A 21,685-nucleotide genomic window follows, 5' to 3' on the forward strand; every position below is an offset into this window, starting at 1 on the left:
TCCGTCAGTTGCAGGGCAGTGCCGCCAGGCCCTGCCCTGCTGCCACGGACGTCGCGCCGCGCCCACCGTTATCAGGTGACGCGGCGTTTGTGTTCCAGCCGGCCTGAGCGGCTGGCGAACAGGAATAGCCATGTCAAAACGCGATTACTACGAAGTCCTGGGCGTGCCCCGCAACGCCGGTGAGGACGAGATCAAGAAGGCCTACCGCAAGCTGGCCATGAAATACCACCCTGACCGCAACCAGGGTGACAAGGCCGGTGAAGCCGAGGCCAAGTTCAAGGAGGTCAAGGAAGCCTACGAGATGCTGTCCGACAGCCAGAAACGTGCGGCCTACGACCAGTACGGCCATGCCGGCGTCGATCCCAACATGGGTGCCGGCGGTTTCGGTGGCGGCTTTGGTGGCGGCTTCGAGAGCTTCAGCGACATCTTCGGCGACATCTTTGGCCAGGCCCGTGGTGGCCGCGGCGGCCGCCAGGTGCACCGTGGCAACGACCTCAGCTACTCGATGGACATCACGCTGGAAGAGGCGGCCAACGGCAAGGACGCGCAGATTCGTATCCCGAGCTGGGACGATTGCGACACCTGCCACGGCACGGGTGCCAAGCCCGGCACCAGCAGCAAGACCTGTACCACCTGTGGCGGCAGCGGCGTGGTGCAGATGCGCCAGGGTTTCTTCAGCGTGCAGCAGACCTGCCCGCACTGCCACGGCTCCGGCAAGATCATCCCCGAGCCCTGCACCAGCTGCCATGGCCAGGGCAAGATCAAGAAGCAGAAGACGCTGGAAGTGAAGATTCCGGCCGGTATCGACGACGGCATGCGCATCCGCAGCGCCGGCAATGGCGAACCGAGTCCGAACGGCGGCCCGCCGGGCGACCTCTACATCGAAATCCGCATCCGCAAGCACGAGGTGTTCGAGCGCGATGGTGACGACCTGCACTGCGTGGTGCCGATCAGCTTCACCAAGGCCGCCCTGGGTGGCGAGATCGAGGTACCGACGCTGACTGGCAAGGCCGTGATCGACATCCCGGAAGGCACGCAGCACGGCAAGCAGTTCCGACTGCGCGGTCGCGGCATCAAGGGCGTACGATCCTCCAGCAATGGTGACCTGTACTGCCATATCACGGTCGAGACGCCGGTCAAGCTGACCGAGCACCAGCGCAAGCTGCTCAAGCAGCTCGACGAATCGCTGGAGAAAGGCGGCGGCAAGCACAGCCCGAACGAGAAATCCTGGTTCGACAAGGCGAAGGACTTCTTCTCCTGATACCGGTAGCTCCAAAGACAAGGCCCTGCAGTGATCGCTGCAGGGCCTTGCTTTTGGTGGAATGCGTGGCTGATCAGACGTTCAGCAGCGCATCGCGCGCCTGCACGTATTCGCGCTTGAGCTGGCTTACGTAATCGGCCACCGGCTGCACCTGCTTGACCGCGCCAATACCCTGGCCACAGCCCCAGATGTCCTTCCAGGCCTTGGCCGCACCGCTGCCAAAATCCATCTTGCTCGGATCGGCTTCAGGCAGCTGCGCCGGGTCCAGGCCGGCAGCACGGATTGACGGGGCCAGGTAGTTGCCATGCACGCCGGTGAACAGGTTGGTGTAGACGATGTCGTCGGAGTTGCTGTCCACCACGCACTGCTTGTAGGCATCGCTGGCACGCGCTTCATCGGTAGCGATAAAGGGGCTGCCGATATAGGCAAAGTCGGCGCCCATGGCCTGCGCCGCCAGGATCGCGCCACCCGTCGCGATCGAGCCGCTCAGCGCCAGCGGGCCGTCAAACCACTGGCGCAGCTCCTGCACCAGCGCAAACGGGCTCTTCACGCCAGCGTGGCCGCCGGCTCCAGTGGCCACGGCGATCAGGCCATCGGCACCCTTCTCGATCGCCTTGCGCGCAAAGCGGTTGTTGATGACGTCGTGCATGACCACGCCGCCATAGCTGTGCGCGGCCTGGTTGATCTCTTCCACCGCGCCCAGGCTGGTGATGATGATCGGCACCTTGTACTTGACGCACAGCGCCATGTCTTCCATCAGGCGTGCATTGCTCTTGTGCACGATCTGGTTGATGGCAAACGGCGCCGCCGGCGACTCCGGATGCGCCGCATTGTGTGCATCCAGCGCCTCGGTGATCTCGGCCAGCCACTCGTCCAGCTGCGAGGCCGGGCGGGCGTTCAGCGCAGGCATGGAGCCGACGACGCCAGCCTTGCACTGCGCAATCACCATCTGCGGGTTGCTGATGATGAACATCGGCGAAGCGATGACCGGGAATTTCACGCGCGCCAGCGCGCCGGGGAGGGATCGGCCCATGGTGTCTCCTGTTGCGTGGCAGTTCTGTGCTGCCGGTTCAGTTCGGGTTGACGGCCACCGCATGGGTGGCCGTTTCGGCATCACGATATCATAAAATCGAACGAATGTTCACTTGTGGATTGCCCTCGGTCAGACGACCGACCACGGCAGCCTGGCCGAAGCCGGCATCGCGGAAAGTGGCCAGCACCTGATCGACGGCATCCGGCGCACAACTCACCAGCAGGCCACCCGAAGTCTGCGGATCGGTCAGCAGTTTCTGCTGCCATTCGGCCATGCCTGCCTCCAGCGCCACTTCACCGCCATAGCTGGCCCAGTTGCGCGTGGAGGCACCGGTGGAAATGCCCTGCTGCACCAGCTCCAGCGCCTGCGGGATCTTGGGTACGGCGTCAAAACCCAGCTCGGCCGACAGACCAGCCGCACGGCAGATTTCCAGCAGGTGGCCCAGCAGGCCAAAGCCGGTGACGTCAGTCATGGCATGCACGGCGTCCAGCTGGCCCAGCGTGGTGCCAACACGGTTGAGCTGCGTGGTGTACTGCACCATCAGGGCATAGCCCTCTTCGCTCAGGATGTCCTTCTTGAGCGCGGCCGACAACACGCCAATGCCAAGCGGCTTGCCCAGGATCAGCACGTCACCAGCCCGAGCGCTGCTGTTCTTCTTCATGCGCTGCGGATGCACCAGGCCGATCGCCACCAGACCGTAGATCGGCTCGACCACATCGATCGAGTGGCCGCCGGCAATTGGAATACCGGCTTCGGCACAGATGGAGGCACCACCTTCGAGGATCTGGCTGATGGTCTCGACCGGCAGCTTGTCGATCGGCATGCCGACCAGTGCCAGCGCCAGCAGGGGCTGCCCGCCCATGGCGTAGATATCAGAGATGGCGTTGGTGGCGGCAATACGGCCAAAATCACGCGGATTGTCGACAATCGGCGTGAAGAAATCGGTGGTAGCGACCACGGCCTGCTCATCGTTGAGCTGGTAGACGGCCGCGTCGTCAGATGATTCGGTACCGACCAGCAGCTGCGCCGGCAGCACGCCTGCCGGTACGTGCGACATGATTTCGCGCAGCAGCGAAGGCGCAATCTTGCAGCCGCAGCCGCCGCCGTGCGCCAGGGAGGTCAATCGGGGAGTCGTAGTCATGGGAATCCTGTCACTGTCTTTATCTCAAGGATGATACGACTTAAGATAGCGGGTTGCACCGACTCGGCTACTTTCATGAAAAACTCCTGGCTTGTTCCGCCCACTGACATTGGCAATTTCAGCACCATCATCGATGTGCGCACGCCGCTTGAATTTGCCGAAGACCATGTGCCCGGAGCCATCAACTGCCCGGTGCTGAGCAACGAGCAGCGCGCCAAGGTCGGCACCATCTACAAGCAGGTGTCGCCGTTCGAGGCCAAGAAGATCGGTGGTGCGCTGATTGCCGCCAATATCGCCACGCATATCCAGCAGCAGATGCTGGACATGCCGAAAGGCTGGCGACCGCTGATCTACTGCTGGCGCGGCGGCATGCGCAGCGGTGCCATGCAGATCATCCTGCGCCAGATCGGCTGGCAGGCGCACAAGCTCGAAGGCGGCTACAAGGCCTTCCGCCACCACGTGATCGAGCAGACCGCCCTGCTCGCGCCCAGGCTGCCGCTGCGCATCATCTGCGGCGCCACCGGCAGCGCCAAGACGCGCATCCTGCAGGCCATCGGAGCCCAAGGCGGCCAGATCCTGGACCTGGAAACCCTGGCCAGCCACAAGGGCTCGGTACTCGGCTCCTTGCCCGGACAGCCACAGCCCAGCCAGAAAGGTTTCGAGACCGCGCTCTGGCAGGCGCTGGAACGGCTGGACCCGACGCGCCCGGTCTTTGTCGAGGCAGAAAGCCGCAAGGTCGGCAACCTGCATATCCCCGAACCGCTGATCGAGCGCATGCGCGCATCGCCCTGCCTGGATATCGAGGCCACGCGCGAGGCGCGCATTGCCTTCCTGCAGCGCGATTACGACTATGCCTGCCAGAACCTGCCCTGGCTGGAGCAGCGCCTGGACAAGCTGATCGAGCGCCAGGGGCGCGCCGTGGTTGATGGCTGGAAAGCCCTGGCTGCACAAGGCGAATGGAGCAGCCTGGTCGGCGAGCTGCTGGACCAGCACTACGACCCACTCTACCGCGCTTCGCAAGGCGGCAACTACACCGGCGAACGTCCCTGGCCAAGCTTTGCCACCGATGACCTGTCCGAGGCCGGCATTGAAACGCTGGCACGCCAGATCCTGCAGCGCAGCGCCAGCTGAGCTGGCCACCCTGCTCTCCTAGCCCGCATAAAAAATCCCCAGCCGGTTGTCCGACTGGGGATGCGTGCCATTAACGGCCACCCCGTGCGGAGTGACCTGGCCTTGCCGATTACAGCAGGTCCACGTTGATGGCGTTGGTAGCCGCGTGACCGGCCACGATGCTGTGCGCCACGCCCGGAGCCTTGCTCAGGATGTGGTCAGCGTAGAAGCGTGCCACCTGCACCTTGGCCTGGTAGAACTTCTCGCCGTAGTTGTCGTCAGAAGCGACACCAGCGGCCAGCTTGCCTTCTGCCACCAGCAGGGCACGCGCCAGCTGCCAGCCGCAGACCATGTTGGCGGTCAGCATCAGGTAGGGCACGCTGCCAGCGTAGGCGGCGTTGGGGTTGCTCTTGCCGTTGGCAACCATGAAGTCCACCACCTGCAGCACGGCTTCGCGGGCAGCGGTCAGCGTCTTCAGCACGGCCTGGGCATTCTCGCCACCGTTGGCGGCCAGTTCGGATTCGGTCTGCTGCACCATGCCAGCCACTTTCTTCACCAGCTCGCCGCCATCACGCACGGTCTTGCGTCCCACCAGGTCGTTGGACTGGATCGCCGTCGTGCCTTCGTAGATGGTCAGGATCTTGCTGTCACGGTAGTACTGGGCCGCGCCGGTTTCCTCGATGAAGCCCATGCCGCCGTGCACCTGCACGCCCAGGCTGGTGACTTCCTGGCTCATTTCGGTGCTGAAGCCCTTGACCAGCGGCACGGTGAACTCGTACAGCGCCTGCTGCTCTTCGCGCACGGCCGCATCGGGATGGTGATGAGCAGCGTCAAAGGCGGCGGCAGACACGCTGGACAGCGCACGGGCACCTTCGGTATAGGCACGCATGGTCATCAGCATGCGCTTGATGTCCGGGTGCTGGATGATGGCCACGGCTTCCTTGGCGGAACCGTCCACCGGGCGGCTCTGCACGCGCTCGCGGGCGTAATTGACAGCGTGCTGGTAGGAGCGCTCGGCAATGCTGATGCCCTGCACGCCCACCGCGTAGCGGGCTGCGTTCATCATGATGAACATGTATTCCAGGCCGCGGTTTTCTTCACCGACCAGGTAGCCGGTAGCGCCGCCGTTGTCACCAAACTGCAGCACGCAGGTCGGGCTGGCCTTGATGCCCAGCTTGTGCTCGATGCTGACGCAGTGCACGTCGTTGCGATCGCCCACGCTGCCGTCGGCATTGACCAGGAACTTGGGCACCACGAACAGGCTGATACCCTTCACACCCTCCGGCGCACCGGCCACGCGGGCCAGCGTCAGGTGGATGATGTTCTCGGCCATGTCATGCTCACCCCAGGTGATGAAGATCTTGGTGCCAAACACCTTGAAGCTGCCGTCCTCGTTGCGCTCGGCGCGGCTGCGCACCAGCGACAGGTCGGAACCGGCCTGCGGCTCGGTCAGGTTCATGGTACCGGTCCACTCGCCGGAGATCAGCTTGGGCAGGTAGGTCTGCTTGAGCTCGTCGGAACCAGCCGTCAGCAGCGCCTCGATGGCACCGTCCGTCAGCATCGGGCACAGGGCAAAGCTCATGTTGGCAGCGTTGGTCATCTCGCCGCAGGCCGCGCCAATCGTCTTGGGCAGGCCCTGGCCGCCAAAATCGACCGGGTGCTGCAGGCCTTGCCAGCCGCCTTCGACGAACTGCTGGTAGGCTTCCTTGAAGCCCGGAGTGGCCGTCACGACGTCACCGCTCAGCGAGCTGGGGTTCTTGTCACCCTCGAAGTTCAGGGGTGCAATCACGTCCTGGTTGAGCTTGGCCATTTCTTCCAGCACAGCCTGTGCCGTTTCCACGCCCGCATCGGCAAACTCGGGAATGGCTTGCGCCAGGGCATCGAGTCCTGCCAGATGCTCCATGTTGAAGACCATGTCCTTGATCGGTGCGGTATAGCTCATGCATTTTCTCCTTGTGATGAGGGTAACGGAATGTATTCAGTATAGGACAAGCGAAGCGTCAAAAAAGGCCGCTCCGGCAAAGAAGCGGCCTTTCATTGACCTGAGTCAGGCAGACAATTACAGCTTGCTGACCAGTTCGGGCGTGGCGGTAAACAGGTCTGCCACCAGGCCGTAGTCGGCCACGCTGAAGATCGGCGCTTCGGGATCCTTGTTGATGGCCACGATCACCTTGCTGTCCTTCATGCCGGCCAGGTGCTGGATGGCGCCGGAGATGCCCAGTGCGATGTACAGCTCGGGTGCCACGATCTTGCCGGTCTGGCCGACCTGCAGGTCGTTCGGGGCGTAGCCGGCATCGACGGCAGCACGGGAAGCACCGATGGCGGCGTTCAGCTTGTCAGCCAGCGGGGTCAGCACTTCCTGGAACTTCTCGTCGCTGCCCAGGGCACGGCCACCGGAGACGATGATCTTGGCGGCAGTCAGTTCGGGGCGGTCGGACTTGGTCACTTCGCGGCCGACGAAGCTGGACTTGCCGCTGTCAGCGGCAGCAGCCACGGATTCGACAGCGGCGCTGCCACCGGTAGCGGCTGCGGCGTCAAAGCCGGTGGAGCGCACGGTGATGACCTTGACGGCATCGGTGCTCTGCACGGTGGCAATGGCGTTGCCGGCGTAGATCGGACGCTCGAAGGTGTCGGCGCTGTCGACCTTGGTGATGTCACTGATCTGGGCCACGTCGAGCTTGGCAGCCACGCGCGGAGCCACGTTCTTGCCGCTGGCGGTAGCCGGGAACAGGATGTGGCTGTAGTCGCCGGCCACGGCCAGCACCTGGGCGGTCAGGTTCTCGGCCAGGCCTTCGGCCAGGGAGGCGCCATCAGCGTGCACCACCTTGCTCACGCCAGCGATCTGGGCGGCGGCCTGGGCAGCGGCAGCGGCGTTGCTGCCAGCCACCAGCACGTGCACCTCACCGCCACACTGGGCAGCGGCGGTCACGGTGTTCAGGGTTGCGCCCTTGATGGAAGCATTGTCGTGTTCTGCGATCACGAGTGCGGTCATGTCTTATCTCCTGTGATTCTTGCTGTGGGGCCTGATCAGATGACCTTGGCTTCGTTCTTGAGCTTGTCGACCAGCGTGGCGACATCGGGCACGGTGATGCCGGCGCTGCGCTTGGCAGGCTCGCTCACCTTCAGCGTCTTCAGGCGGGAAGCCACGTCCACGCCCAGCTCTTCCGGCTTCAGGGTGTCGATCGGCTTCTTCTTGGCCTTCATGATGTTGGGCAGCGTGACATAGCGCGGCTCGTTCAGGCGCAGGTCGGTGGTGACCACGGCCGGCAGGCTGATGGAGATGGTTTCCAGACCGCCGTCCACTTCACGCGTGACGCTAGCCTTGCCGTCGGCCACTTCGACCTTGCTGGCGAAAGTGGCTTGCGGCAGATCAGCCAGGGCAGCCAGCATCTGGCCCACCTGGTTGGAGTCGTCGTCGATCGCCTGCTTGCCCAGGATGATCAGCTGGGCCTGTTCCTTGTCCTGGACGGCCTTCAGCAGCTTGGCCACGGCCAGCGGCTGCAGCTCTTCGGCGGACTCGACCAGGATGCCGCGGTCGGCACCGATGGCCATGGCGGTACGCAGGGTTTCCTGTGCCTGGGTCGGGCCGCAGGACACGGCGATGACCTCGGTCACGATGCCCTTTTCTTTCAGACGCACGGCTTCTTCGACCGCGATTTCGTCAAACGGGTTCATGCTCATCTTGACGTTGGCAATATCCACGCCCGTATTGTCAGACTTGACGCGGACCTTGACGTTGTAGTCAACCACGCGCTTGACTGCGACCAGTGCTTTCATGAAGTGATCTCCTGATTATTGAAACTTGTTTCGCAAGTGCTTCATTCACCCGCAGAGTGGCAATTGACGTAAACGTCAATCTATTGTCATTCTACTGAAGAATTCGGCATTTGCGCAGATTTTTTGTGAACGGTCGTGCTTTTCTCCAGCTGACTCAACAATGCATCCAGTCCGCCGGCCTTTTCAGCCAGCAGCGCCAGCCTGGCCAGGGTGTCGCCAGGTGCTGTGCTGGCGCCTGCCTCGGGTACGGGGTACAGGCGCTTGGGTAAAGGAAATTCTATGCCATGTTCACGCGCCCGTTCGAGGAAACGCCGATTGATTTCCGAGAACAATCCGGCGGTGCCATTATCAGGATCCTCCACCTTGATACCCAGGCTGAACTCCAGACCATCCGGACTGAATCGCGACAGGTTGACACTGGCTTCGCCGATCACACGCGGCACATCGCGCGCGGCCTCGATCAGCAGGCGGCGTACCAGTTCGGCGTCGCTGTCGTAGGCCACGGTGACCGTGGTCGATACCGTCAGCGCACGCGTATGCAGGGAATTGTTCTCGACACGCTGCGTGACCATCAACTCGTTGGGCAGTATCGCTTCCACACCAGACAGAGAGCGAATGGTCGTGTAGCGCGCCCGGATATCCGTGACCTTGCCACTGAAGCCATCGACCACCACGGAGTCGCCGATGCGGATATTGCGCTCGGCCAGCAGCACAAATCCGCTGACATAGTTGGCAGCCAGCTTCTGCAGGCCCAGGCCGATGCCGACGCCCAATGCGCCGCCCAGCACGGACAAAACGGTCAGGTCGATGCCGACCAGCGACATCGCCAGCATCACGGCAAATACCGCCAGACCGGCTCTGATCATGTTGCTGGCGATCTTGCGCATGGACAGTTCATTGCCGATGGCGTTGCGCAGCAGGCGCTGCTCGATCAGCGAGGCCAGCCAGAACGACAGCATCACCGCCACCGCAATCAGCAACGCGCCCTGCAGAAAGGACAGCACGGTGAACTGGCTGCTGCCGATCTTGAAGCTGATCAGTTCCAGCTGTTCCAGGATTACCGGCAGCACGCCAAACATCCACAGCACCACCACGATCCAGACCGCCCAGGAAATCGTGTTTTCCATCAGCCGCACCCAGCGTGTTTCTTCATAGGCCAGACGCAGCAGCTTGGCGCCCAGGCGAATCAGTACCAAGGCCAGCAGCACCGGCAGCGCCACGCGAAACACCGAATACTGCGTTTCCACGCCCAGCATCCAGGGTGCCGCCGACGCCAGCAGCAGCCACAGCAGCGGAAACAGCACGCCGTCATAATGGCGCTGGCCAAACAGCACGGAGCGGCTGCGGCGTTCTTCCGTGGCCGGCCAGATCGATTCCACGCGCTGGCGCAGCAGGCGCACCAGTCCGTAGGCGATCAGGCCCATCAGCAGCAGCAGTCCGAGCTGCTGCAGCACATCGGAGCGGCTGATGGTATCGAACCAGAGGATCCAGTCCTCCAGAAAAGCGTGGGCATTCTGCATCGGGGGCTATCGTGTCATGATGAAAAAGGCATTCTCACACACGATGCCGGCCTGCCCTGTCAGCGCACTGCCCGGCTGCAGAAACGACAAGGGCTGGCACAAGGCCAGCCCGTTGCGATCAGCAGATGGGGCAGATCAGACGTCGGCCAGCACGCGCACGTGGGCCTCGACGCTGCGCGCCAGCGAGCTCAGGTTGTAGCCGCCTTCCAGCACGCTGACGATGCGGCCTTCGCAGTGGCGCTGCGCCACATACTTGATGCGCTTGGTGATCCACTGGAAGTCGGACTCGACCAGACCCAGCTGGCCCATGTCGTCTTCGCGGTGGGCATCGAAACCGGCCGAGATGAAGATCAGCTGCGGCTTGAACTCGTCCAGGCGCGGGATCCAGATGCCGTCCACCACTTCGCGGATGTCCATGCCCTTGGTATAGGCCGGCACCGGCACGTTGAGCAGGTTGTTGTCGTTCTTGAGCGAACCACCTTCGGGGTAGAACGGGTGCTGGAAGTAGCTGACCATCAGGATGCGGTCGTCGCCGGCAACGATGTCTTCGGTGCCGTTGCCGTGGTGCACGTCAAAGTCGATGATGGCGACGCGCTCCAGGCCGTGACGCGCCACGGCGTACTTGGCGGCAATCGCCACGTTGTTGAAGAAGCAGAAACCCATGGCCTTGTCGCCGCAGGCATGGTGGCCGGGCGGGCGCACGGCGCAGAAGGCGTTTTCCAGTTCTCCGGCCAGCACGGCATCGACCGCCTCGACGGCTGCACCGGCTGCCAGCAGCGCAGCGCGGTAGGTCTTGCTGTTCATGGAGGTATCGGTATCGAGCGAGAAGTGCTGCGAATCACCAGCGGCGATATCGTCTTCTTCCAGCCAGTCGCTCATGCCGCGCATGGCGGCAATATGCATGCGGCGATGGGCCAGCTTGATCTCGGCCAGGTTGGCGGGGTTGGGCTGGCGACGCTCCAGCGCATCGGCCACGCCGGTGATCAGCAGGCGATCTTCAATGGCATCCAGGCGTTCCGGGGCTTCCGGATGGCCGGCGCCCATATTGTGCAATTTGCAATCATTATGAAAATAGTAGCCCGTGGCGCCCATTATCCGCCTCCGAAGTCTCTTGTTAACATTTTGTAGTCTTATCAGTTTAATAGATTGTTGAGAGAGTGACAATCATGCGAAACCCTAGCGCCGGCCTGTCCGGCCGCCGTCATCCGCTACACTGCTGACAAGCAATTGCATGACCAACCTTTCTGGCCCACCATGTCCGAATTCCAGCCCTCTTCCCCTGCCCTTCCCCAACGTGAACGCCTGCTGCTGCTGGGTGCCCTGATTGGTGCCGGCGCCCTTGGCCTGGCGGCCTGCGGCTCGACCAAGACGGAAAGTTCGGCTGCGCCCACACCCGCGAAGTCGGCCAGCCACCCACAGCCGCGCCGTGCCCGCAGCGGCCAGGTGCAGCCCATGCCGCTGAACGGCAGCTATTCCCAGCGCGCCGATGCCATGGCGCAGGTGCCCGAGATTGCGCGCCGCACCGGCCTGCCCGAAACCTGGGTACGCAATGCCATCGGCAATGCCAACTACCTGTCCAGCGTGCCGCGCCTGATCCTGCCGGCGGGCCGTGGCGTGCGCCGCAACTGGCGCGTGTATCGCAGCCGCTTTGTCGAACCGATCCGCATCCGCGCCGGCGTCAATTTCTGGCGCCAGAACCTGGCCACGCTGCAGCGCGCCGAGCGCGAGTACGGCGTGCCGATGAAGTACATCGTCGGCATCATCGGCGTGGAAACCATTTACGGCCGCAACAAGGGCGACATGCGCGTGATCGACACGCTGTCCACGCTGACTTTCGACTTTCCGCAGGCGCACCCGCGTGCGCGCGAGCGCCATGCCTTCTTCCAGGGCGAACTGGACCATTACCTGCAGCTGACCTGGGACAACCGCGACGATCCGCTGGCGCTGCGCGGCAGCTATGCCGGCGCCATGGGCCTGCCACAGTTCATGCCGTCGAGCTGGGTCAAGCACGCGGTGGACTTTGACGATGACGGCCATATCGACCTGATCAACAACACGGTCGACACGATTGGCTCGGTTGCCAACTACTTCAAGCAGTACGGCTGGGTCACCGGCCTGGAGCCGGTGTTCGATGTGCGCTTCGACACCAGCCGCCTGCAGCTGCCCACCCTGCTCGGCCCGGACATCGTGCCGAGCTTCACGCCGCAGCAGTTTGCCGAGCTGGGTGCCGTGGTCGAGCTGCCGCGTGGCTTTGACCAGAAGCTGGCGCTGATCGAACTGGAGAACGGCAACGCGCCATCCAGCTACCGCGCCGGCACGCAGAATTTCTACGTCATCACGCGCTACAACAACAGCAGCTACTACGCGCAATCAGTGATCGATCTGGCCGATGAGGTGGAGAAAGTGATCCGCCGCGGCGGCTGATCGGGCCAGCCCCGCACAACGACAAAAGGCGAGGAAAACCCTCGCCTTTTGTCTGTCCGGAGTACGTCGGGCACTCCGGTGGCAGCGGCATCAAGCCACAGCCAGGGCCTGCTCCAGATCCGCGATCAGGTCATCGATATGCTCGATGCCGATCGACAGGCGGATCATGTCTTCGGACACGCCGGCCTTTTCCAGTTCCTCGGCGGACAGCTGGCGGTGCGTGGTGCTGGCCGGGTGCGTGGCCAGGGTCTTGGCGTCACCGATGTTGACCAGGCGCAGGATCAGCTGCAACGCGTCCTGGAAGCGCGCACCGGCTTCGCGGCCGCCCTTGACGCCAAAGCTCATGATGCCGGAAGCGTTGCCAGCCATGTACTTCTGCACCAGCGCGTTGTCCTTGTGGCTGGACAGGCCGGCGTAGTTGACCCAGTTGACCTTGGGATGGTTCTGCAGGAACTCGGCGATCTTGAGCGCGTTCTGGCCGATGCGCTCCATGCGCAGGGCCAGCGTTTCCAGGCCCTGCAGGATCAGGAAGCTGTTGAGCGGGCTGATCGCCGCGCCCATGTTGCGCAGCGGTACGGTGCGCGCACGGCCAATGTAGGCTGCCGGGCCCAGGGCTTCGGTATAGACCACGCCGTGGTAGCTCACTTCCGGCTCGTTCAGGCGGCGGAAGCGTGCCTTGTGCTCGGCCCAGGGGAACTTGCCACTGTCCACGATGATGCCACCCAGGCTGGTGCCATGGCCACCGATGTACTTGGTCAGCGAATGCACGACGATGTCGGCACCATGCTCGAACGGACGGCACAGGAGCGGGCTGGGCACCGTGTTGTCGACGATCAGCGGCACGCCGGCGGCATGCGCCACCTCGGCCAGCCTGGCCAAATCAGTCACGTTGCCCAGCGGGTTGCCGATGGATTCGCAGAACACCGCCTTGGTCTTGTCATCGATCAGCGCGGCAAAGTCTTCCGGACGATCGGGATCGGCAAAACGCACTTCGATGCCGTACTGCGGCAGCGTGTGGGCAAACAGGTTGTAGGTGCCACCGTAGAGGCGTGCCGAGCTGATGATGTTGTCGCCAGCTTCGGCAATCGTCTGGATCGCATAGGTGATCGCCACCATGCCGGAGGCCACCGCCAGCGCGCCCACGCCACCTTCCATGGCGGCAATGCGCTGCTCCAGCACGCTGCTGGTCGGGTTGGTGATGCGGGTGTAGATGTTGCCGGCCACCTTCAGGTCGAACAGGTCGGCACCGTGCTGGGTGTCGTCAAAGGTGTAGGAGGTGGTCTGGTAGATCGGCACGGCGGCAGAGCGCGTCGCCGGATCGGACTGGTAGCCGGCATGCAGCGCCAGGGTTTCGGACTTGAACTTGGACGGATCCAGTGACATGGGGTGTCTCCTCGGGTCAGGGGGAATTCTGGTGATGGCGGAAAGTATCCGATGCTAGCACCTAACGCCGGCCTGTCCATGCCCCGGCTCGGACAGATCGGTCATATGCTTATCGCCAGCTCTGCAGCAACAGGCCCGCCAGACCGGACAGCAGCACCACCAGCCAGGGCGGCACATGGCGGCGCAACAGCACCCAGGCCAGCAGGACCAGCACGCCGTCGAGTGGCTGTCGCAGAGCCAGCGCGCCCTGCTGCAGCAAGGCCGCCAGCAGCAGCCCGACCACCGCCGCATTCACGCCCTGCAGCGCAGCGCGCAGACCAGCCAGATGGCGCCACTGCTCCCAGAACGGCAGCGCACCGACGATCAGCAGATAGGCCGGCAGGAAAATCGCCAGCAAGGCCAGCAGCCCAGCCCACCAGCCACCCAGCGGTGCTTCCATGGCACCACCCAGAAAGGCGGCAAACGTGAACAGCGGACCCGGCACCGCCTGCGTCAGGCCATAGCCAGCGAGGAAGGTATCGGCATCGAGCCAGCCGCGTTGCACGACTTCCGTTTCCAGCAACGGCAGCACCACGTGGCCACCACCAAACACCAGGCTGCCGGCGCGGTAGAACGCAGCGGCCAGACTGGCATGCAGGTCCGGCCAGGGCAGCCAGGCCAGTGCCAGCAGCACGGCAAACGCCAGCAGCCAGAACAGCGCCTGCGGGCGCGACAGCGGCACCGTCATGGCCGCCCCGGGCTGGGCCGGCGCACTACGCAGCAGCGCATAGCCGGCCAGTCCGGCCAGCAGCAGGAACAGGATCACCAGTGCCGGCCATTGCGGCGTCAGCAGCACCGCTGCCGTCATCAGCAGCATCAGCACGCGCTCCGGCAGCCCCTTGCAGAAGGTCTGCGCTATACCCCAGACCGCATGCGCCACCACCGCCACCGCCGCCAGTTTCAGGCCCTGGATCAGCCCGTGCGGCATGCCGCCCCACTGTGTCAGCCCCAGCGCCGCCAGGATCAGCACGATCGCCGATGGCATGGTGAAGCCGATCCACGCCGCCAGCGCGCCCAGATGGCCGGCGCGCATCAGGCCGATCCCCATGCCGACCTGGCTGCTGGCCGGGCCGGGCAGGAACTGGCACAGCGCCACCAGATCGCCATAGGCTTTGTCGTCCAGCCAGCGCAGACGCTCCACAAAGGCTTCGCGGAAATAGCCCAAATGCGCGCTCGGGCCGCCAAACGAGGTCAAGCCCAGGCGCAGGAATACCAGCAGCACCTGCCAGGCGCGTTGCAGAGAGGAATCAGAGGCATCAGGATGGGACAGTTCAGACATGGCGCTCATTCTCGCCCGGCATCATGACGGTCTTGTCATGTCCAGCACCATCTGCACATGCGGGATGCCACCCTCGTCATAGGTATGCGGCGTACGCTGGTAACCCAACTGGGCATAGAACGGCGCCGCCACCTGCTGCGCGCCCAGCACCAGGCGCTGGTCACCGCGCTGCAGCGCCTGCTCCTGCAACACCAGCAGTAGCTGACGGCCCCAGCCCTGGCCGCGCACAGGCTGCACCACGGCGACACGGCCGATGCGGCCAGTGGGCGGTTCACCCTCGGCTACCGGCTCCTGCAGCAGACGCGCCGTAGCCAGCACCACACCGCTGGCATCACAAATCACCAGATGCAAGGCGTCGGCATCCAGTGCGTCGTATTCCTCGTCGTGCGTAAAGCCCTGCTCCTGCACGAAGACGGCATCGCGCACCTGCGTTGCCGCTTCACGCAAATCCTTCCAGCTACCCAGCTGGCAGACATGGTCAGGCAGGGTCTTCATGCCAGCTCCGGCTGCAAGGCAGCGCGCAAGGCCGCGGCGGCATCGCGATGCGCGAGCAGGGCTTCGGGAATGGCGCGGCCCATCTTGATGAACTCGTGGATGGTGCCGTGGTAGATCTCCAGCTCGACTGGCACGCCGGCCATGCGCAGGCGATCTGCCCACATCATGCTGTCGTCAAAGATGGGATCGCATTCGGCCAGGCCGATCCAGGCCGGCGCCACGCCATCGACATCGTCGGCATGCACCGGGGCAAAGCGCCAGTCCATGAACTCATCCGGCTCGGTGACATAGCTGTTGAACATCCACTGGATCTGCGGCTCGGTCAACAGAAAGCCGTAGGCGTATGCGCGGCGCGATGGCGTCAGCGCCGCGGCCTGCATGCCCGGGTAGAACAGCAGTTGCAGGCGCAGCGGCAGACCGGCATCGCGCGCCTGCACGGCGCAGCCCGCTGCCAGCGTGCCGCCGGCGCTGTCACCGCCCACGGCGATGCGTTCCGGATCCAGGCCGAGCACGGCACCATGTTCATGCAGCCAGGCCAGGCTGTCCCAGGCATCCTCGAAAGCCACCGGGAACTTGTATTCCGGGCCGAGCCGGTAATCGACCGATACCACGGCGCAGCCGCTGTGCTGCGCCAGCGCGCGGCACAGCGTGTCATGCGTATCCACGCTGCCGACCAGAAAGCCGCCGCCATGGAAGAACAGCAGCACCGGCAACACGCCCTGCTGTTCGGTCGTGGCGGCATACAGGCGCGCCGGCATCGGGTAGCCGTCGCGCGCCGGCATCGTGAAATCCTCGATACGTGCCAGTTGCGGCGCCGGAATTTCGAGCACGCCGGAGCCGCCGGCATAAGCGACACGCGCTTCCTCCACAGGCAGCGTTTCCATTGGCGGGCGCGGATGGCGGTTGATGCGGATCAGCAGATCGCGCACATGGGGCTTGAGGCGGACCCAGGCCTGGGGATCGATTCGGGGATCAGGGACTTGCATATACGGTCAAGGGGGTAAGACCTGGCCGGGATCGGGGCGCTCCAGCCAGGCGGCAAATTCATCCACCAGCTGTTCGCTGGCGGCAATGGCCTGGTTCCAGTCGCGCATGCGCGCAGCCGGGTCGGCCAGGTGAAAACGGAAGTCGCTGCGGTCAGGCAGCTTGCCGCGCGGCAGGCTGGCGACCCACTCCGGACGCAGGCCGAGCAGCAACACATGATCCAGCGCGGCACTGCTGCCGTGGCGCCAGCGCCAGGCCTTGTCCAGCCAGCCCGGAATCACGGCGCGCTGGAAATGCGGGTACAGCACGATGCCGCTCTCGCCGCCCTGCCCGCCGCGGTAGCGCAGATGCAGATGGTAGTCGGTGATGCCGCCATCCCAGCAGGCACCGGGCGGCGCGCCCGGAATATCGTGCACTGCCTGCAGCACGAACGGGATCGAACCGCTGGCCTGCAGCACGGTCAGCAGGTTGCCGGCCTCCAGCGCGATCTGCTGCGTGGGAAACCGGTCATCGTCAAACGGCAGCGCTGCGCCGCCGCTAGAAAACACCAGCCGTTGCAGCCAGCGCCCGAGCGCCTGGCGCTGCACCGCATTGCCGGCATAGGCCGCCAGATAGCCGGCCAGGGTTTGCCAGCGACCGTTCTCGCGCTGCAGCAAGCCGCGTCCCTGCGAGGCCAGCACGTGCAGGCGGTAACGCGGGTTCTGCACGATGGCCTGCTCGTGCCCGGCAAACATCTGCTGCAGGAAACGGGCAAAGGCCGCGCTGACCTCAGCCGGCGTCGGCACATGGCGCGCGCCGGCCTCCTGGCGCTGGCCAAAATCGCCGCGCACATAGATGCGCTCCAGTTCCTGCAAGGCCGCCACCGGATCGGGCATGCAGGCCGAAGCCCAGCGCCAGGCACCGATGGAGGCGCCAATCAGGTCGATCGGCTGATCTGACTGCGGCAGCCAGTCGCCAAACAGGAATCGGTCCAGCCGCAGCAGCATCAGGCCCTTGGGGCCACCAGCGGCGGCCGGCAGCGCCCGCACATGCTGCGGCTGCAGGCCATGGTGCTGGATATGGCGCAGCGCGGCAGGACCGGCATACAGGGCAAGGGCTCGCATCGGCAATCAGGCAGTGGAAGACCGCTCCAGTGTAAATCCGTGCACTGTGTCACGCGATCGACCGGAAAATAGCATCTGCTTACAGCAGGATATGTCAGGAATATTGAACCGCGGGCATCGTCACCCATCTAATTGGCTGTCCACCACCTCTTGAGGAGTCTGCTAGATGAATGCACTGGAAATGGCACAAGGTCACCCGACCCTGGAAAAGGCCGTGAAGCGCTCGCGCGCCATGCTGCACCGCAAGGCCATGACCGGCGCCGTGACCAGCATGGTGCCGATTCCAGGCATGGACCTGTTTGTCGATGCCACCCTGATGAGCAAGCTGATCCCGCAGATCAACCAGGCCTTTGGCCTGACGCCGGAGCAGATCCGGCAGATGGATCCGGAGCGCCAGGAAAAGCTGCAAAACGCCATCGCCACCGTCGGCGCCGTGATGGTCGGCCGCATGGTCACGCGCGACCTGGTGCTGCGCGCCATCAAGATGGTCGGCGTGCGCCTCACCACCAAGCAGGCCGTGCGCTATGTGCCGATCGCCGGTCAGGTCGCTGCCGCCTCGCTTGGCTACGCCGCGCTGCGCTACCTGGGCGAACAGCATATCCGCGAATGCGTGCGCGTCTGCCTGGAAGCTGGCCATGCGCCGGCGCTGCCGGGGCCGGTCACTGCGCAGGTCGCCGAGGTGGTGCCGGAGAAGAAGCGCCGCTTTCCTCTGTGGCTGAGCCGGCCGGCGGCCTGAGACTTCACGCTTGACCAGCCAACCGCCATGCATGCATGGCGGTTTTTTTGCGCCTGTCCGCCAGTGCCTCCACGTTATCCCGCCCATAGCCCCAATCCATCGCCACCCCCGGCCCCAAGGGCTAAAATCGGGAATGTTGCCCGGCCACGCGCCAGGCAAGCCCTTTCCATACCCATAACGAGGACACACCCCATGACGACCATCATCAAGCAGGACGATCTGATCGAATCGATTGCTGGCGCGCTGCAGTACATCAGCTACTACCATCCGGCTGACTACATCTCGCACCTGGCGCGTGCCTACGAGCGCGAGCAGTCGCCTGCGGCGAAGGATGCCATGGCGCAGATCCTGACCAACAGCAAGATGTCCGCCACCGGCCATCGCCCGATCTGCCAGGACACCGGCATCGTCAACGTGTTCCTGAAGGTCGGCATGGACGTGCGCTTCGAGGGCCTGACCGGCAGCCTGGATGACGCCATCAACGAAGGCGTGCGCCGTGGCTATGGCCTGGCCGAAAACCGCTTGCGCGCGTCCGTCGTGGCAGATCCGCACTTTGCGCGCAAGAACACCAAGGACAACACGCCGGCCGTGATCTTTGTCGAACTGGTGCCCGGCGACAAGCTGGACGTGACCGTGGCGGCCAAGGGCGGCGGCTCCGAGAACAAGACCAAATTCGTCATGCTGAACCCGTCCGACAGCCTGGTCGACTGGGTGCTGAAGACCGTACCGACCATGGGTGCCGGCTGGTGCCCACCGGGCATGCTGGGTATCGGCATTGGCGGTACTGCCGAGAAAGCCATGCTGATGGCCAAGCAGAGCCTGATGGAAGACCTGGACATGTACCAGCTGCAGGAAAAGGCCGCCAAGGGCGAAAAGCTGGACCAGGTGGAAGAACTGCGCCTGGAGCTGTTCGAAAAGGTCAACGCCCTCGGCATTGGCGCCCAGGGCCTGGGTGGCCTGACCACGGTGCTGGACGTGAAGATCGCCATGTACCCGACGCACGCGGCGTCCAAGCCGGTCGCCATGATCCCGAACTGCGCGGCCACCCGCCATGCCCACTTCGTCATGGATGGCAGCGGCCCGGTCTACCTGGACGCACCGAGCCTGGACCTGTGGCCGCAGGTCAACTGGACACCCAACACCGAAACCAGCAAGCGCGTCGACCTGAACACCCTGACCAAGGAGGAAGTCGCCAGCTGGAAGCCGGGCCAGACCCTGCTGCTCAACGGCAAGATGCTGACTGGCCGCGATGCGGCGCACAAGCGCATCCAGGACATGCTGGCCAAGGGCGAGCCGCTGCCGGTGGATTTCACCAACCGCGTGATCTACTACGTCGGCCCGGTCGATCCGGTCGGTGACGAGGCCGTGGGCCCGGCTGGCCCGACCACCGCCACCCGCATGGACAAGTTCACCGACATGATGCTGGAAAAAACCGGCCTGATCGCCATGATCGGCAAGGCCGAACGCGGCCCGGTCGCCATCGAATCGATCAAGAACCACCAGTCGGCCTACCTGATGGCCGTGGGCGGTGCCGCCTATCTGGTGTCCAAGGCGATCAAGAACGCCAAGGTCGTCGGCTTCGAGGACCTGGGCATGGAGGCGATCTACGAATTCGACGTGGTAGACATGCCGGTCACCGTAGCGGTGGATGCCGGCGGTACCAGCGCCCACATCACCGGCCCGGCCGAATGGCAAAAGCGTATCGCCACCGGCGAGTTCAAGGGCATTGACATCGCCACGGCCTGATCGCCGCCGGCTGCCCGCTGCGGGCGGTGGCCTTCGGGCTACCGCCCTTTTCCCCCTTGCAAAGGTCTTGCCATGACACAGGACAGCTACCTCTTCCCGCCCCCGCCGGTGGCCTCGGCCGAGATCGCCGGCGACAGCCGCCGTTTTCCGGTCAACCGCATCTTCTGCGTTGGCCGCAACTATCTGGCACACGCCATCGAGATGGGCTTTACCGTCGACAAGTCGGTCGATCCGGCGTTCTACTTCATCAAGTCGAATGCGCACCTGATCCCGTCCGGCAGCAGCCTGCCCTACGCACCGCGCACCAACAATCTGCACTACGAGATGGAGCTGGTCGTCGCCATTGGCAAGGGCGGCCGCAACATCGATGAAGCTGATGCACACCAGCACATCTTCGGCTACGCCTGCGGCTTTGACATGACGCGCCGCGACCTGCAATACCAGGCGCGCGACAAGGGTCGCCCCTGGGATACCGGCAAGAACTTTGAAGGCGCTGCTGTGCTGTCGCCCATCGTGCCGATGCCGGAACAGGTGCTGGAGCAAGGCGCCATCACGCTGCAGGTCAATGGCGAACAACGCCAGTCGGGCAACCTGAACCAGCTGATCTGGAACATCCGCGAAGTCATCGCCGACCTGTCGCGCTACTACACGCTGCAGCCTGGCGACCTGATCTACACCGGCACGCCCGAAGGCGTCGGCCCGGTGCAGCCGGGCGACCAGCTGCACGGCGAAGTCGAAGGCGTGGGCAGCATCGCGCTGCGCATCACGGCTGCGGCCTGATGCTGACGGGCAGAGCGTGAGCGAGACCGATTACTCCCGCCAGCCGATCGGCGTGTTCGACAGCGGCGTCGGCGGCCTGAGCGTGCTGCGCGAGCTGCTGCATGTGCTGCCGCAGGAAGACCTGGTCTATCTGGCCGATACCGCCTGGGCGCCCTATGGCGAACGCAGCACGGAAGAGATCCAGGCGCGCAGCTTTGCCATCGCCGATTTTCTGGTCGAGCGCTACCGCATCAAGGCGCTGGTGGTGGCCTGCAATACCGCCACCGCGCAGGCGGCACAGGAGCTGCGCGCCCGTTACCCGACACTCCCTCTGATCGGCATCGAACCGGCGATCAAGCCGGCCGCCGCCCTCACCCGCACCGGCCATATCGGCATCATGGCTACCCATGGCACGGTCGCCAGCAGCAAGTTCCAGCAGCTGGTACAGACCTGGCGGGGTGAGCATGATGTGCGCGTGCAGGCCTGCAACGGCCTGGCACTGGCGATCGAGAATGCGCTGGATGGCCCGGCCGGGCTGGCCGAAGTGCAGCGCCTGTGCGCGATCTACGTGCAGGCACTGGAACCCTTTGCCGGACAGGACCCGGAGCACGGCATTGACACCCTGGCGCTGGGCTGCACGCACTACCCGTTTGCTGCCCGCACGCTGCAGGAGCTGGTCGGCCCGGCCGTCACGCTGATCGATCCGGGCGAATCGGTGGCGCTGCAGACGCGCCGCCTGCTGGAAAAGACCCGCCTCAACACCCCTGATCCGGAAGTCGGCACGCCACGTCAACTGTTCTGGCTGTGCACTGCCGCGCCCGAACGGCTGGCACTCGCCGCCGACAAGTGGCTGGGCATTCACGCTGCCCAGGTTGAACAGGTCCAGATCTGAAGA

The 21,685-nt window shown here is 64.3% G+C and carries 19 protein-coding genes; 7 read left to right on the forward strand and 12 right to left on the reverse strand.

What is annotated here, in order from left to right:
- Positions 1-130: 130 nt before the first annotated feature.
- Complete coding sequence (dnaJ, locus tag V1261_RS09895; protein ID WP_329771568.1) at positions 131-1,261, forward strand: molecular chaperone DnaJ; 1,131 nt, start codon at positions 131-133, stop codon at positions 1,259-1,261.
- A gap of 73 nt (positions 1,262-1,334) precedes the next feature.
- Here dnaJ and V1261_RS09900 read toward each other — a convergent pair whose 3' ends face one another.
- Positions 1,335-2,294 (reverse strand): NAD(P)H-dependent flavin oxidoreductase, encoded by a 960-nt coding sequence (locus V1261_RS09900; protein WP_329771569.1) that lies wholly within the window; start codon positions 2,292-2,294, stop codon positions 1,335-1,337.
- Positions 2,295-2,382: 88 nt separating this feature from the next.
- Positions 2,383-3,435, reverse strand: coding sequence for a selenide, water dikinase SelD (selD, locus tag V1261_RS09905; RefSeq protein WP_329771570.1), 1,053 nt, complete (start codon positions 3,433-3,435; stop codon positions 2,383-2,385).
- Between the two features lie 75 nt (positions 3,436-3,510).
- On the opposite strand from selD, the gene mnmH reads away from it, so the two are divergent.
- Entirely contained in the window at positions 3,511-4,566 is a 1,056-nt protein-coding gene (gene mnmH, locus V1261_RS09910; protein ID WP_329771571.1) for a tRNA 2-selenouridine(34) synthase MnmH, read from the forward strand.
- Between the two features lie 109 nt (positions 4,567-4,675).
- Here the strand turns inward: mnmH and V1261_RS09915 are convergent, their stop codons facing one another.
- From V1261_RS09915 to V1261_RS09935, 5 genes are all read right to left on the reverse strand, one after another.
- Positions 4,676-6,487 carry an acyl-CoA dehydrogenase gene (locus V1261_RS09915; protein WP_329771572.1) on the reverse strand — a complete coding sequence of 604 codons (1,812 nt, stop codon included), beginning with the start codon at positions 6,485-6,487 and terminating at the stop codon, positions 4,676-4,678.
- A 117-nt stretch (positions 6,488-6,604) separates the two neighbouring features.
- Positions 6,605-7,537, reverse strand: coding sequence for an electron transfer flavoprotein subunit alpha/FixB family protein (locus V1261_RS09920; protein ID WP_329771573.1), 933 nt, complete (start codon positions 7,535-7,537; stop codon positions 6,605-6,607).
- Between the two features lie 35 nt (positions 7,538-7,572).
- On the reverse strand, positions 7,573-8,322 hold the full coding sequence (locus V1261_RS09925) for an electron transfer flavoprotein subunit beta/FixA family protein (RefSeq protein ID WP_329771574.1): 750 nt from the start codon (positions 8,320-8,322) through the stop codon (positions 7,573-7,575).
- 86 nt (positions 8,323-8,408) lie between these two features.
- On the reverse strand, positions 8,409-9,842 hold the full coding sequence (locus V1261_RS09930; protein ID WP_329771575.1) for a mechanosensitive ion channel family protein: 1,434 nt from the start codon (positions 9,840-9,842) through the stop codon (positions 8,409-8,411).
- A 135-nt stretch (positions 9,843-9,977) separates the two neighbouring features.
- Positions 9,978-10,934 carry a histone deacetylase family protein gene (locus V1261_RS09935; protein WP_329771576.1) on the reverse strand — a complete coding sequence of 319 codons (957 nt, stop codon included), beginning with the start codon at positions 10,932-10,934 and terminating at the stop codon, positions 9,978-9,980.
- A gap of 162 nt (positions 10,935-11,096) precedes the next feature.
- Here V1261_RS09935 and mltB point away from each other — a divergent pair, with 162 nt between their 5' ends.
- Complete coding sequence (mltB, locus tag V1261_RS09940) at positions 11,097-12,266, forward strand: lytic murein transglycosylase B (protein ID WP_329771577.1); 1,170 nt, start codon at positions 11,097-11,099, stop codon at positions 12,264-12,266.
- Between the two features lie 90 nt (positions 12,267-12,356).
- On the opposite strand, the gene V1261_RS09945 is transcribed toward mltB, so the two are convergent.
- From V1261_RS09945 to V1261_RS09965, 5 genes are all read right to left on the reverse strand, one after another.
- Positions 12,357-13,649: an O-acetylhomoserine aminocarboxypropyltransferase/cysteine synthase family protein gene (locus V1261_RS09945; protein WP_329771578.1), complete on the reverse strand. Its 1,293-nt coding sequence runs from the start codon at positions 13,647-13,649 to the stop codon at positions 12,357-12,359.
- 109 nt (positions 13,650-13,758) lie between these two features.
- Positions 13,759-14,967, reverse strand: a complete 1,209-nt coding sequence (gene chrA, locus V1261_RS09950; protein ID WP_329771579.1) for a chromate efflux transporter — start codon at positions 14,965-14,967, stop codon at positions 13,759-13,761.
- Between the two features lie 21 nt (positions 14,968-14,988).
- Entirely contained in the window at positions 14,989-15,462 is a 474-nt protein-coding gene (locus tag V1261_RS09955) for a GNAT family N-acetyltransferase (protein WP_329771580.1), read from the reverse strand.
- Positions 15,459-16,448, reverse strand: a complete 990-nt coding sequence (locus V1261_RS09960; protein ID WP_329771581.1) for an alpha/beta hydrolase — start codon at positions 16,446-16,448, stop codon at positions 15,459-15,461. The genes V1261_RS09955 and V1261_RS09960 overlap by 4 nt, the downstream gene beginning before the upstream one ends.
- A gap of 6 nt (positions 16,449-16,454) precedes the next feature.
- Positions 16,455-17,549 (reverse strand): phospholipase, encoded by a 1,095-nt coding sequence (locus V1261_RS09965; protein ID WP_329771582.1) that lies wholly within the window; start codon positions 17,547-17,549, stop codon positions 16,455-16,457.
- Between the two features lie 166 nt (positions 17,550-17,715).
- Between V1261_RS09965 and V1261_RS09970 the strand changes: the two genes are divergently transcribed.
- The 4 genes from V1261_RS09970 (at position 17,716) to murI (ending at position 21,682) form a co-directional block, all read left to right on the forward strand.
- Entirely contained in the window at positions 17,716-18,285 is a 570-nt protein-coding gene (locus V1261_RS09970) for a hypothetical protein (protein WP_329771583.1), read from the forward strand.
- 192 nt (positions 18,286-18,477) lie between these two features.
- Positions 18,478-20,031, forward strand: a complete 1,554-nt coding sequence (locus V1261_RS09975; RefSeq protein ID WP_329771584.1) for a fumarate hydratase — start codon at positions 18,478-18,480, stop codon at positions 20,029-20,031.
- A gap of 72 nt (positions 20,032-20,103) precedes the next feature.
- Positions 20,104-20,811: a fumarylacetoacetate hydrolase family protein gene (locus tag V1261_RS09980; protein ID WP_329771585.1), complete on the forward strand. Its 708-nt coding sequence runs from the start codon at positions 20,104-20,106 to the stop codon at positions 20,809-20,811.
- Between the two features lie 16 nt (positions 20,812-20,827).
- Complete coding sequence (gene murI, locus V1261_RS09985; RefSeq protein WP_329771586.1) at positions 20,828-21,682, forward strand: glutamate racemase; 855 nt, start codon at positions 20,828-20,830, stop codon at positions 21,680-21,682.
- The last annotated feature ends 3 nt before the right edge of the window (positions 21,683-21,685 follow it).

Source organism: Brachymonas sp. J145, from assembly GCF_036312245.1.
GTDB classification, from domain to species: Bacteria; Pseudomonadota; Gammaproteobacteria; order Burkholderiales; family Burkholderiaceae_C; genus Brachymonas; species Brachymonas wangyanguii.